The sequence below is a fragment of the Clostridium sp. YIM B02551 genome (assembly GCF_022324735.1).
Taxonomy (GTDB): Bacteria; Bacillota; Clostridia; order Clostridiales; family Clostridiaceae; genus Clostridium_T; species Clostridium_T paridis.
The window spans coordinates 75,814-88,777 of sequence record NZ_JAKGTF010000003.1 but is presented as its reverse complement, the minus strand read 5'-3'; the positions used below and the strand labels follow the sequence as shown (position 1 = coordinate 88,777).

The window sequence follows — 12,964 nt, the reverse complement described above, 5'->3', positions numbered from 1 at the left end:
AGCGATAATGCGAAATATAGAGGAAATAGAACTTACCTAAATAAATAATTGTAAGAAATATATGTAAAGTATTCAATATATATGAATATTATGTAAATTAATTACTTAAATGGGAGCTAAGAAGTCCTGGAACGAAAGATGGCACATTTTTTTGAGGTAGGACTTCCTTGCATTGATTAAAAATACATAAAAGGAAATATATGTAGAAAAGCGATGTGTGTAAAAATATAACAATTCTCTGAGATTAGATTATATGCGGATTTATCGCGATTGATAGAAATATGAATACAGATTAATATAGTATTGTCGATGACAAAAAATAAAAAAAATAAATTAAATATTAGTTTAAGGGGGATTAAAAATGTTTTCTGATGAGCATTTAGAGAAAGCAAGAAAAATGGGAATGATTCTTAACAAACAGACTGGAGAAGTTGAATATTTTAGTGCAAACAAGTTTGCAGAGTACGTTTCAAAAACATCATATCTGAAATACCATAAGCAGGAATTTATAAAATATGAATTTGGTAAGTGGACAGAAGTTGATGAAATGAGGGTTTTCAAGCGGCTAAGAGAAGTTCTTCATAGGTATAACGATGATATTTGGAATACTAAATTAGAAAAGGAATATGTGGAAGCATTAAAAAGAACAGTGCTAATTAACATTGAGCTAAATAGTTATAAGAGATACATAAATATGTTAAATGGAATGTATGACTTAGAAGAACATATTCTAGTACAGCACAATCCTGAATTCTACAGCTCAATCCAAATACCTATTCCATATGATGAGAATGCTGAGTGTCCTATGTTTATGAAATTTTTGGATGATTGCTTTCAAGGAGATGAAGAGTCAAAGATTCTGGCACAAGAATGGGCAGGATATCTCCTAACAGCAGAAACAAAAGCACAAAAGGCACTGATACTTTACGGGGAAGGTGCTAATGGTAAGGGGGTGTTTATTGACATAATGAGTTACTTGATTGGTCAAGAAAATATATCAAGTATACCGTTGAATGAATTACATAAAGGGTTTTCTAGAGTGTGTTTATACAATAAGCTTGCAAACATTAGTAATGAAAATGAATGCAATGGAAATAGTTTTAACACTCAATACTTCAAGGCAATCACTGGAGAAGATGTTATAACTGCTGAGCAGAAGAATAAGCCAGTCTTTGAGTTCAAGCCTACAGTAAAGCTTGTATTTTCAACTAATAATCTTCCACATACTAAGGATACAAGCTATGGTTTCATGAGAAGATTGAGCATTCTTCATTTTAGAAATACTGTAAAGGAAGAAAATCGAGATAGAGACCTCAAAGAAAAACTGAAACTTGAAGCACAAGGGATATTTCGTTGGGCAGTAGAGGGGTTGAAAAGACTGAGAGAAAACAATTTTAAGTTTTCAGAGTGTACAACTTCTAATGAAGTAATTAAGCAATATGAAAAAGATTTAAATCCCATGGTTTTATTCTTTGAGGAGTGCATTAGAAAGGCTAAAGTTGACCATAGAGAAGATAGAAGAATTATTTATAATTCATTTAGAGTGTGGGCTGAAGCTAATGGAATGGAAGGATACGCAAAGATAAGTACTCAAAGGTTCTGGAAGAAATTTCAGGAGCAGGCTAAAGCATTGAATTATAACTGTACACTAGGTAGGTCAAATACATTCAGATATTGTACTAACGTAAAAGTAGTTGGAGAATATAGAGTTACTCCTGACAATCCAATTTTGAATGCTAAATATGTAGTAAAACCGCCATTGGGTGGCTAGAGGTCACAAATTGGTCAAAGACAGGATAGATTAAGTTGAGCAAAATCAATAGGTTGGACTAATTGGTCATATTAATTCAAGAAAATCTCCTTAAAGAGATTTTCCTAAAATATAAATAGAGATAAAAGACACTGAAGATGTGACCATTAGACCCAATCGAATAAAATCAACGATTGTAGATAAGCCTAGTCGAACCAAACTAAAACCGTAGATAAGACCAAAATAAAAACTAATAAATAAGAAATAGAGAAGGAGAATGATTAAGATGGCAGTAATAAAAAGAAACCCTATTGTCAAAAGTAGTGATTTAATAAAAAACGAACAGGTAACAAATGAGGAAGTATCAATAGAGCCTAGAGCACGATTTCGTGAATTCATGAAAGAAAGAAGAATGCAATCAGAAGAAGTGAAAAATGAAGAGGTACAAGAAATGCAAGAAGTTGAAAAATTAGATAACAGTGAAGAAAAAGAAGTAATAATTGATAGCAGTCAAGAAATCAGTAAGAGCTTCAACTTAGAAATGTTTCAGCCAGCCACAAGTAAACCTACAAGTAGAGACAATTTAAAAGCAGGAGTCATGTCAGTCATAAATTCTAATTGTGGAAAAAGAGTAACATTGTCAAAAGATTTGATGGACAAGTTGAACAATCCAACAAGGGTTGCAATCTCATTTTCAGCAGAAAGCATTGCAATAGGAGAAACATTACCTAATAACAATAATCATCTAGCAATAAATCCAAGTGGTAAGAAGGGAGCTATCTATTCAGCAGGAATTGTTTCAGAAATTACTACTAAGTATGGATTAGATTTTAGTGACAGGACATCAATAACTTTTTCAGAAGTTGATTACATTCAAGCTGATGGAAGTACCATTGCAATTATAAATGTTAGAGAGGTTAACTAAGAAAGCTATTCAAATATACATATTAGAGATGAAGATAGAGGAGAGATTAAGATGATAAATAATTCAAAAAGACCTAAAGAAAATGTATTAATAAATTTAAATGTCGATAAAGAAATACTTAAATATTGGGCTGAAGATGATGGGCTTATATTTGAGTCAAATATAGTAACAATTCCAACATCAAAACTAAAAGAGTATGTTGATATAAATGATTTATCTAACGAGTTTAGCAATAAAGTAAATAACGTGGGGATATCTAATAACGATATATCAATAATACTTGATAATGGTGATTTAAATAAGATACTTAACCTAAAGGAAGTTTATAACAAAGTAGAAGATACAGTTAATTATGTAAGTGAAGTATTGAAGAAATTTAAAATTGAGGATTACAGGTTAATATGTAACTTTTATCCTAGTGTATATTTAATGGATGAATACAGCAAGACAGAGCATGAAAAATTAAGATTAGAAAATAAACTACTAAGAATGCAATCAGAAGCAATGAAGGAATTATATCAATAAGGTTAAGATAGTAAATAGCAAAAGCAAGTTTAAGAATGATGGAATAGATATAGATTGTAATGAAAAATAGAATCAGATATATATTATAGATTGGTAAAGGTAGTAATAAGGAATTTGAATCATAACTTAATCATGTAATAGAAGAAAGTGAGGGAGATTTAGAGAAACCATGAGAAGGAATTAGAGCAAGAAAAATATAATTAATTTCAGACGTGTGTGATAAACAACAATAAAAAGGAAGGAGCAAGGTATATGACACTTAAACAAGCTATGGAACTATATCATAAGAATTTAATAACCCTTCAAAAAAGCAGTGAAACAATAAGAAGCTATATGAAGGATATGAAACTTTTTAGTGAATCTCTGTATGAAAAATATAATGGTGAAGTATATGTTGATGAAATAACCACAGATGATATCGAAGAATATCTCTACTACACACGAGTAAAGAAGAACTACGCTCCGGCTAGTCGTAGGAGAGTAGTAATAACACTAAAAAGTTTCTTTACCTTTTCAATAAAAAAAGCTTATTGTACAAGTAACCCTGCTAAAGAAGTAGCTTATATTAAGTTAGACTATAAAGAGAGGGTTAATCTAACTGAAAATGAAATACAAGCATTGGTTAAGAATACAGATGAGCCATTAATAAGACTAGTATTTCAGACACTATACTATACTGGAATAAGGGTAAGTGAATGTGTAAACCTAACAATAAATGACGTGGACTTTGTTAATAATATTATCCTAGTAAAGCTTGGAAAGGGTAATAAGGATAGAAGTATTCCGATGAATGATAAGCTGAAACCTCTACTATATGACTACATGAAGCTTTGGAGAAATAATAAAACTTCGGATAAGTTCTTTTGTACTAAATCAGGAAGTATTCATCCATCATACATTAATAGAAAGCTAAAGATTTCAGCAAAGAAAGCAGGAATCAATAAGCATGTAACAGCTCATATACTAAGACATTCTTTTGCAAGTAATCTACTGAAAAATGGAGTAGACATATTGAGGATACAAAAGCTACTGGGGCACTCATCAATCAAAACAACTAGCATATATACACATACTAACATTGTGGACTTAGGACAAGCTGTAAATGCACTGTAAGTGATAATACTGTAAAGAAGGGAGAAAGCGATAGATGAACAATGAGGTTGAAATGAAGATACAAAGGGTTTTGGAGCTTTGTAAAGCTGGCAACAATAGACATGAAGTAGCAAAGATACTAGGATATAAGGACTATAAAGGACTTCAAGCGTACATGAAGAGATATCAATACACTTGGAATGATAGCATACAAAACTATCAGAAACTAAGTGAATACGAAAAACAGGTAAAGACTGAAAGAATACTAAGGGAGTATGAAGATGAAGCAAGTAGCAAACCAGCTAGAATCATTTCTATGTTCTCAAAGAAGTTGGAAGCAAGAGACATAGCTAAGAAACAAGGATTTGAAAACCACAAGACAATGGCATCATACATGAAAGCTAGAGGGTATATTTGGAATAATGAAAAGACAAACTATGAAAGGGATAGCAGTATAATAGTAGATGATGAAGAAGAAAATCAAAGTGGAAGGAACATACATAATTCAGACATCTTTCAAATGCTAGAAAATAATAAGGAAAAGTTAATGGAACTGCTGAATTCATACTCAAATGACGAAATGGTAATGCCAAGATACGTCGTTGGAGGACTATGCGTAACAAAATCAGTACATATGGTGACAGGGTTAGACCTACTAATACGAGAATATAGCACAGAGAAGAATATTTCTCAGAAGGATATGTTTCAAATAGCAATGATAGAATTTCTAAAAAAATATGGCTACAAACGAGAAGTAGGGGCATTAATTGAATTATAAACACAAGAAAGTATTCATCACTTGAAGTTGGTGAATACTTTCTTTTTATGTTTTAATGCAGAATTTGGTAAGGATATATAAATATGATATAATTTCTATAATAAATTGTAGTTAGAAAAATAACATGCCTATTTACCTCAATATACTGAAATCAACAAAGTATAAGTCAAAAGTCTACCTTAATTACACCTTATATATACCTAATTGTTAAAAGTACTAGAAGGAACGAAAAACTGATGAAGATATAAGCTTACTAAATCATTGTAGAAACTAAGCTGATTTGGCAACAGTTTTTGAAACGGACAGTTCTAAGTTCATTGGTTTTAACAATGGTGTACTGTAGTGAGTGCTTCTAAGTAAGTGATATCAATGTGTTCCAGGTTTGATGATTTTGGATAGATATCAAGATTTAGGTGTCTAAGTATAGATATGATACCGAGACTGGAATGTACTATCTAAATTCAAGATATTATAACCCTGATTGGGGAAGATTTATTAATGCTGATGCTTTATGCGGAAGTGTAGGAGAGTTACTATCTCACAATATATTTGCTTACTGTAAGAATGACCCAATAAATAAATTCGATCCGAATGGATATAGAGAAATGATAGCAACAAATTGGTATGAAGAAAATCAAATAATAAATGCCATTAGTACTAAAACACCACCTCCTTCTGAAACTGGGTATAAATCACCAAAGAATCCTGATAAGGCAAAGAAAAGAATACCGGCACCTGGAGCAAGAGGTGAGACTGGGTGGTTAGATAAAAAAGGAAATGTATGGGTGCCAGATATTGATATGGATGGCGGAGAAGGATGGAGAAGACACTATCCAGATGGATCGCATGATCATGTTTATCCGAATGGAAAAGTTAGAAGTCATAATATAGTTGAAGGATTCGATTCACAAGATTCTAGAACTTTAGCATACTTAGCAATTGGTGGAGTTGCAGTTTGGACGGTTGTAAAATGGGGAGGAGCGATAGTATTAGCACCAGAAACAGGCGGAGCGAGCTTAGCTGGTGCTGCAATATTGCCGTAAAAGTAAAATCATTAAATAAAAAGGAGAGATATATAATGGAAGAGATGAAGCATTCATGTTTAGTAGTTGATAGACTTGAATATTATATTACAAAGGAAATTGAAAAAGCTATTTATGGTGATGGAGATAAGTGTTACACAGCCTTATACCAAAGATTAATTGAATGTATTAATGCGAGGAAAGAATTAAATTATGAGCCAATTCCTAAAAATGTTGAAGAATTACTAGATGATTATGGATATGATGAAGATTTCATTAAGGAATTCGTACAAAAAGCAAAAAAACATGATGAAAAAGGATGTTCAGAATTTTAATGATTAAGTTTTGGATGTAGATTTATTTTAATTTAGTCTGAGATAATCTCGAATTTTTAAAAATAAAGTAAAAAGTGTACTAATTCTCGATGAATAAAACTGTGCATCTGACTACAAAAATTAATCTATGATTCAAGTATCAATAATTTCAATGAAAATGCTTAAATCACAAGATTGCAACATAATGCATAACTAAGATTCTGTAGTGAGAGGTAACCATTTGAAAGGTCAACAGGTAGTATAAATACTTGTTGGCTTTTCTTTATGTGCAAATTAATGGTAAAATTAACAAAGAAGTATGAGCATTGGCTCATCATTATAAAAACTAATGAAAATTAGTAGAAATATACGTCAAACTATTAAAAATGCTAGAAGGAATGAAAAACCAATGAAGATATAAGCTTACTAAATCATTGTAGAAACTAAGCTGATTTGGCAACAACTTTTGAAATGGACAGTTCTAAGTTCATTGGTTTTAACAATGGTGTACTGTAGTGAGTGCTTCTAAGTTAGTGATATCAATGTGTTTCAGGTTTGGTGATTTTGGATAGATATCAAGATTTAGGTGTCTAAGTATAGATATGATACCGAGACAGGAATGTACTATCTTCAAAGTAGATACTATAACCCTGATTGGGGAAGGTTTATAAATGCTGATGCGGTGGTTGGACAAACTGGTGAATTACTTGGACATAATATGTTTGCATATTGTGCTAATAATCCGGTAAATATGCAAGACCCAAATGGTTATAGGTACTCAATAATCGATGGTGGAGTACAAGATGATATCTTTATGGGAAGAGCTAATAGGATACCACCGCCTAGTCCTCTGAAAAAAGATGTAGTTATAAACACATTAACAGGTGCTTTACCATCAGCTATAGATAGTGGAACTGCTTGTGGAATGGCACAGATAGCGAATCCATTAAGAAAGATTACAATAGAGCAGCAGGCATTGCCAAGAGGTGGTATTTCAGTTGAATATACTACGTATGTAAAATCAAAGCCTTTATTAAGTGCAGCATCCAAAGGTTATAAATACTTAGGTGGAACAGCTACAATAGTTTCATTTGGATATAATGTTTGGGATGATATACACCACAATCATTCAGCAGAAAGAATAGCTATTGATGCAGGTGGAGTAGCATTGGGTGTGGTTGCAGGTTTATTACTTGCTCCATTAGGACTTTCAGCAGGGGTTGCGATTGGTATATCAGCATTTGTAGGTTTTGGAATAGGTATGGGAACTACAGAGATAAAAAGAAGAATGTACGGAGATTAAAAATATTAAGATATAAGAGGTATATTACATGAATAGGAAACCAAAAAGTGTTCCAACATATATATTAATAATTGCAGTTGCCTTCGGCTCGGTGGTGAGATTTTTCCCACCACAATACCAATTAATATTCTTAGGAGGTGTTTCAATAACATTAGTATATGAAATACTTAAATTAAAAAGACAAGATGCTGAAGAAGACAAAGAAAAAATAATAATCGCAGCATTAATATTTGGTTTATTAATGGGATTATTAGTGATCGGAAAGAATTACATTGGAATTAGTGATAGTGGACAACTCATTATACTTGCAGTAGCATTTATTGAACTTATATTGGCATTAACCATATTTGGGTATAGAATTGTAATTAAAAGCGGTGACTCAAATAGAATTAGACAATTTGTTATTCCAGCTATAATGTTATATGTGATATTAGCAATCTTTGGATTATTTATATTATATAATTCTATTCATAAATAGGTTTAACTCTAAAATTTAGTTGTAGTAAATATACTAAATCATGAATGACTTAAGAAAAATCTTGAGCTGTTCATGATTTTTTATTCAACCAATATGACACAATCAAAATAATTTTAATGTATGAAATGTTTTACAAAATTAAAAATGGAAATGGATTTATTGATATACATCAAAGTTATCTTGTATTCTTTTCACTGAGTAAAAGGTAATAACTAAATCTCGAAGCATAAATCAGGAGAACTGACTACAAAATTACTAATGATTTGATTCTTAAAGGTAATTCAAAGAATATGATTGAATTTTAATGTTTGAATACACTGCATAAACTAAATAATGCAGTGACTACAAAGAAAGTATCTGTCATTTGAAGTTGACAGATGCTTTCTTTTTTTTGTACCAAGGACAGAAAATGGACGCATTTTGGGCAAAGTTTGATGGGAGTGCTTCTTAAAATATGCTATAATCAAAATAGTTAAATGTATGGAATGTTTTATAAAACTAAATATGGAAATGGCTTTATCACTATATCTCTAAGTCCTCATATATTTCTTACATGGAGTAAAAGGAATGGAGTTTGAAAATGTATATATGCTAAACTGCTATGAAGAGGTAATCCTCCATGTAAATGCAACTGGTATAGAATAGTAAAGAAAATATATGATATCTAAGTTATGATTTAGGTAGGGTGAAAATAATGAAACTTAGACTGAAACTTTTTATAGGATATGTAATTATAATGTGTTTGGATATTTCTATAGATTCTTTTTATCCAGATTTCAATTTTGATTGGAATTTTATTTTCCCTGGTGCAGTACTATTTTATACGGGAGTATTTATGCTAATAAAAAGAAGGGAAATAAAGAAGAAATGTTATAGTTATTATAATGATGATCAATTTACAAAATTTGCTTATAAGTGGATTATTCTAGGAATATGGATTGTTTTATTAACTGGGCTAGCTATAATTATATATGATACATTAAAAAACATAAGATTGTAGGAAATGAAATTTAAAAATAAAGAAATCATGGATGGTTTAAGAGAAATCTTAGATTGTTCATGATTTTTATTTTTATTTCGGAAAAAGCGAATTTTTATATGAGACGATAGATATGCTAGAGAAAATGAGTTAATTGGGGGTTATAAAATGGAGGGATCAAAATTCGAAGGCTTTGAAGGATATGAGCTTGATGAATATATAGAAGAACCTGAAGAAATTAAATTTCCTAAAGAAATATATATTGCATATGCAGTTTGTAGTAAACAGTGTGGTAATGTTGAATTTATAGTTGATGGTAGTTCTCAAGTATGTCAATATTGTGGAAAAATGATGTTTAGAACTGAGGTAAAAAAATATGTCTTAAGAAATGAGCATAAATGAATATATTAAGCTATGACTAATTAAGGAGGTTAAATGAAAAAGATAGATGTTAATAGAGCAATGCAGTTAAGTATTATAATTATACTAGCAATTGGTATGGAACTTAAAATTTTTTCAGTGATATCTAATGATCAATTAATTGTTTGTGATGTTGTATTGGCTTCAATATACATTATATTTTTAATAATTAGATGGGTTAAAAAGAAAAATAAATAACTATAACATATTAATTTATGATAAATAAGAAAATATGTGCTACACTATTTGATTAAAGTATATAACATTGCGCAAAAATAAAAGAAATAGTATACTCTATATATGAATTAAATTATGAAATGATTACTAATTTTAGTTTTAAATTAGCCTTTAGTCTTAGGAGGAAATGCTATGTCTTATATTGAAGAAGATTCAAGTAAAGAGTTTCATGACAAACTAAAATATCTTAAACTCCTATCAAATAGTTATCCAACTATAGCTGATGCTTGTACAGAAATTATAAATTTGCAGGCAATTTTAAACCTTCCAAAAGGAACTGAACATTTTCTGTCAGATATTCATGGAGAATATGAACCTTTTATTCATGTTTTGAACAATGCCTCTGGAGTTATAAAACGTAAAGTTGATGATGTTTTTGGTAATATATTGAGTCTAAAGGAGAAAAAAAGCCTTGCCACTTTAATATATTATCCAGAGCAAAAAATAGAATTAGAACTGAAAGAGCAGCAAAATATCGAAGATTGGTACAAAATAACACTATATAGACTAATTGATATGTGCAGACATGTATCTTCAAAATATACCCGTTCTAAGGTAAGAAAAGCTCTGCCAAAGGATTTCGCATACATTATAGAAGAACTTCTACATGAGCAACCTGCCAAGATGAATAAAGAAAAATACTATGAGGAAATAATAAAAACCATAATTAGAGTGGGTCGAGCTAAAGAATTTATAGTAGCTATATCAAAGTTAATCCAACAACTAGTAATAGATAGACTTCATATAATAGGGGATATATTTGACAGAGGGCCAGGAGCAGATATTATAATGGATACTCTTTTAAATTATCACTCTATTGATATTCAATGGGGGAATCATGACATAGTTTGGATGGGAGCAGCAGCAGGAAGTGAGGCATGTATTGCAACAGTTCTTAGAACAAGTGCAAGATATGCAAATCTAAGTACCATAGAAGATGGCTATGGAATCAACCTTTTACCATTAGCAACCTTCGCCATGGAATTTTATAATGATGATAAGTGCGAATTCTTTAAACCTAGGTTTGAAAATGATAATACTTGCAATGATAAAGATGTAAAACTTATGGCAAAGATGCATAAAGCAATAACTATCATACAATTTAAGCTCGAAGGAGATATAATTAAAAGACGTCCATACTTTAAGATGGAGGAACGATTGCTATTAAACAAGATAGACTATGATAAAGGCATAATTAATTTGAATGGTCAAATATATAAATTAAAGGATTGTAAATTTCCAACTATAAATCCTAATGACCCATATAAATTAATCCCAGAAGAGCTAGAGCTTATAGATAAGCTTAAATCATCCTTTTTAAATAGTGAAAAGCTTCAAAAGCATGTTAGATTTCTTTTTGCAAAAGGAAACTTGTGTTTAAAGTATAATTCTAACTTACTATTCCATGGATGTATTCCACTAAATGAAGATGGAAGCTTTAGAAAAGTAACCATTGGAGCTTCTGGTAAAGAATACTACGGTAAAAATTACTTAGACAGATTAGAGATTTTAGTAAGAGAAGGATATTTTTATGAAAACAATCCAGAGGCTAAGCTATATGGTATGGATATAATATGGTACCTGTGGAATGGGGCAGATTCACCTCTTTTCGGAAAAGACAAGATGACGACCTTTGAAAGATATTTTATAGAGGATAAAGCAACCCATCAAGAGAAGAAAAATTACTATTTTGAACTAGAAGATAACGAGAATGCATGTAATATGATCTTTAAGGAATTTGGGTTAGATCCAAAAATTTCTCATATAATAAATGGACATGTACCTGTTAAGTTAAAAAAAGGAGAGAGTCCGGTAAAGGCAAATGGAAAACTTCTTGTTATAGATGGAGGTTTTTCAAGGGCATATCAACCTGAAACTGGAATAGCAGGTTATACATTAATATATAATTCATATGGGCTATTACTAGTATCACATGAACCTTTTGAATCTACTCAAAAAGCTATTGAAGAAGAAAAAGATATTCTTTCAACTACAATAGTGCTAGAACAGGAAGTTGAGAGAAAGCGAGTTGGGGATACAGATATTGGGGAGGAACTTAAAATTCAAATTGGGGATTTAGAGTGGCTTTTGGATGCATATAGAACAGGAATAATAAAAGAGCAACGATAATAAAACTTAGAAAAGGTGCAGAATTAGCTTTTTAGTTAATCATGCACCTTTGTTTACTTTCTAGAATAGATTTTGTTATTAGTATTGTTTCATTAATTTAATTATTATTCTCCGAAATCTTCCTATATGTATCAATCTTATACTTAATATTATTATTGTAATCAAGTTCAAAATAGCATGTATAAATGCAGTCTAAAAGATAAAGCAAGGATAATCTTGTTGAAAAGGAAGATATCTTATTAAAGTGGTTTTCATTTGAACTTAAATATAAGTTATAATTAGCATATTTAGTTAGTGGATTTTCATTAGTAGAAGAAATCAAAATAATCGGCGTTTTGTTCTTCTTTAATATTTCTGCTATGTTTTGTATGATTTTTCCTCTTCCTTCATATGAAAATATTATAGCGATATGTTCTTTATCACTAGTGGATGCTGTTAAACGTTGAAGATACTCTTCCATTGGAACATTAACGAAGGTTCCGATTTCTTGCATTTGAAACTTAAAATTTTCTGCAAAATATATATTTCCTGCAGATGTATAAAAATCAATATGTTTAGCTTCTTTTAATGCATTGACAACTAATCTTAGTTGATCTAAATCTATTAAATTTAATGAAGACACTAAAGTCTGTTCATACAATTCTTTCATTTTCAAAGTTATTTGATGCTGAGTTTCGTTTTGCTTAAAAGGATAATTGTAATCTAAAGAATTTTGTTCTTTTAAATATTCATTAATGGATACAGATACTTGCACCTTAAGTTCGGATAAACCTGCTAAGTCTAATTTTTGACAAAGGCGATAAATAGTTGAAGCTGAAATGAAGCATGTCTCACTTATTTCAATTGCACTCATTTTAATAAACTTCTCTGGATTTTCCCCCATGTAATTAACTAATACTTTTTCATTTGCAGTTAAATTAGTTAATTTATTTAATTTAGTAAAAATATTCATCTATATCACCTCATGAATATTATACAAAAATATAACTATAAATGCTATTTTGATATGTT

The 12,964-nt window shown here is 30.5% G+C and carries 14 protein-coding genes; 13 read left to right on the top strand and 1 reads right to left on the bottom strand.

Annotated elements, in window-relative coordinates:
• Nucleotides 1-361 precede the first annotated feature (361 nt).
• The 13 genes from L1S47_RS04660 to L1S47_RS04600 all read left to right on the top strand — a co-directional run bounded on the left by L1S47_RS04660 (nt 362) and on the right by L1S47_RS04600 (nt 11,953).
• Nucleotides 362-1,771 (top strand): phage/plasmid primase, P4 family, encoded by a 1,410-nt coding sequence (locus L1S47_RS04660; RefSeq protein ID WP_238882324.1) that lies wholly within the window; start codon nt 362-364, stop codon nt 1,769-1,771.
• A 265-nt stretch (nt 1,772-2,036) separates the two neighbouring features.
• A complete protein-coding gene (locus L1S47_RS04655; protein WP_238882323.1) occupies nt 2,037-2,675 on the top strand; it encodes a hypothetical protein in 639 nt (212 codons plus the stop codon).
• 51 nt (nt 2,676-2,726) lie between these two features.
• Nucleotides 2,727-3,200 (top strand): hypothetical protein, encoded by a 474-nt coding sequence (locus tag L1S47_RS04650; RefSeq protein ID WP_238882322.1) that lies wholly within the window; start codon nt 2,727-2,729, stop codon nt 3,198-3,200.
• Between the two features lie 252 nt (nt 3,201-3,452).
• The gene (gene xerA / locus L1S47_RS04645; protein WP_238882321.1) at nt 3,453-4,313 is read left to right on the top strand and encodes a site-specific tyrosine recombinase/integron integrase; all 861 of its coding nucleotides are present in this window, start codon (nt 3,453-3,455) and stop codon (nt 4,311-4,313) included.
• Nucleotides 4,314-4,347: 34 nt separating this feature from the next.
• Nucleotides 4,348-5,070: a hypothetical protein gene (locus L1S47_RS04640; RefSeq protein WP_238882320.1), complete on the top strand. Its 723-nt coding sequence runs from the start codon at nt 4,348-4,350 to the stop codon at nt 5,068-5,070.
• Nucleotides 5,071-5,483: 413 nt separating this feature from the next.
• On the top strand, nt 5,484-6,113 hold the full coding sequence (locus L1S47_RS04635) for an RHS repeat-associated core domain-containing protein (protein ID WP_238882319.1): 630 nt from the start codon (nt 5,484-5,486) through the stop codon (nt 6,111-6,113).
• Nucleotides 6,114-6,148: 35 nt separating this feature from the next.
• Nucleotides 6,149-6,427, top strand: a complete 279-nt coding sequence (locus L1S47_RS04630) for a hypothetical protein (protein WP_238882318.1) — start codon at nt 6,149-6,151, stop codon at nt 6,425-6,427.
• 565 nt (nt 6,428-6,992) lie between these two features.
• Nucleotides 6,993-7,709 (top strand): RHS repeat-associated core domain-containing protein, encoded by a 717-nt coding sequence (locus tag L1S47_RS04625; protein ID WP_238882317.1) that lies wholly within the window; start codon nt 6,993-6,995, stop codon nt 7,707-7,709.
• Nucleotides 7,710-7,737: 28 nt separating this feature from the next.
• The gene (locus tag L1S47_RS04620) at nt 7,738-8,187 is read left to right on the top strand and encodes a hypothetical protein (protein ID WP_238882316.1); all 450 of its coding nucleotides are present in this window, start codon (nt 7,738-7,740) and stop codon (nt 8,185-8,187) included.
• Nucleotides 8,188-8,881: 694 nt separating this feature from the next.
• Nucleotides 8,882-9,187, top strand: a complete 306-nt coding sequence (locus L1S47_RS04615; RefSeq protein WP_238882315.1) for a hypothetical protein — start codon at nt 8,882-8,884, stop codon at nt 9,185-9,187.
• 147 nt (nt 9,188-9,334) lie between these two features.
• A complete protein-coding gene (locus tag L1S47_RS04610) occupies nt 9,335-9,568 on the top strand; it encodes a hypothetical protein (protein ID WP_238882314.1) in 234 nt (77 codons plus the stop codon).
• 33 nt (nt 9,569-9,601) lie between these two features.
• Entirely contained in the window at nt 9,602-9,784 is a 183-nt protein-coding gene (locus L1S47_RS04605; protein WP_238882313.1) for a hypothetical protein, read from the top strand.
• A gap of 171 nt (nt 9,785-9,955) precedes the next feature.
• Nucleotides 9,956-11,953, top strand: coding sequence for a fructose-1,6-bisphosphatase (locus tag L1S47_RS04600; RefSeq protein ID WP_238882312.1), 1,998 nt, complete (start codon nt 9,956-9,958; stop codon nt 11,951-11,953).
• Nucleotides 11,954-12,050: 97 nt separating this feature from the next.
• Here the strand turns inward: L1S47_RS04600 and L1S47_RS04595 are convergent, their stop codons facing one another.
• Nucleotides 12,051-12,905 carry a MurR/RpiR family transcriptional regulator gene (locus tag L1S47_RS04595; RefSeq protein ID WP_238882311.1) on the bottom strand — a complete coding sequence of 285 codons (855 nt, stop codon included), beginning with the start codon at nt 12,903-12,905 and terminating at the stop codon, nt 12,051-12,053.
• Between the last annotated feature and the right edge of the window lie 59 nt (nt 12,906-12,964).

Coding starts and splice junctions, on each gene's coding strand:
- L1S47_RS04615 (WP_238882315.1), top strand. CDS start 8,882: ATGAAACTTAGACTGAAACTTTTTATAGGATATGTAATTATAATGTGT.
- L1S47_RS04630 (WP_238882318.1), top strand. CDS start 6,149: ATGGAAGAGATGAAGCATTCATGTTTAGTAGTTGATAGACTTGAATAT.
- L1S47_RS04620 (WP_238882316.1), top strand. CDS start 7,738: ATGAATAGGAAACCAAAAAGTGTTCCAACATATATATTAATAATTGCA.
- L1S47_RS04655 (WP_238882323.1), top strand. CDS start 2,037: ATGGCAGTAATAAAAAGAAACCCTATTGTCAAAAGTAGTGATTTAATA.
- L1S47_RS04660 (WP_238882324.1), top strand. CDS start 362: ATGTTTTCTGATGAGCATTTAGAGAAAGCAAGAAAAATGGGAATGATT.
- L1S47_RS04600 (WP_238882312.1), top strand. CDS start 9,956: ATGTCTTATATTGAAGAAGATTCAAGTAAAGAGTTTCATGACAAACTA.
- xerA (WP_238882321.1), top strand. CDS start 3,453: ATGACACTTAAACAAGCTATGGAACTATATCATAAGAATTTAATAACC.
- L1S47_RS04650 (WP_238882322.1), top strand. CDS start 2,727: ATGATAAATAATTCAAAAAGACCTAAAGAAAATGTATTAATAAATTTA.
- L1S47_RS04610 (WP_238882314.1), top strand. CDS start 9,335: ATGGAGGGATCAAAATTCGAAGGCTTTGAAGGATATGAGCTTGATGAA.
- L1S47_RS04640 (WP_238882320.1), top strand. CDS start 4,348: ATGAACAATGAGGTTGAAATGAAGATACAAAGGGTTTTGGAGCTTTGT.
- L1S47_RS04605 (WP_238882313.1), top strand. CDS start 9,602: ATGAAAAAGATAGATGTTAATAGAGCAATGCAGTTAAGTATTATAATT.
- L1S47_RS04595 (WP_238882311.1), bottom strand. CDS start 12,905: ATGAATATTTTTACTAAATTAAATAAATTAACTAATTTAACTGCAAAT.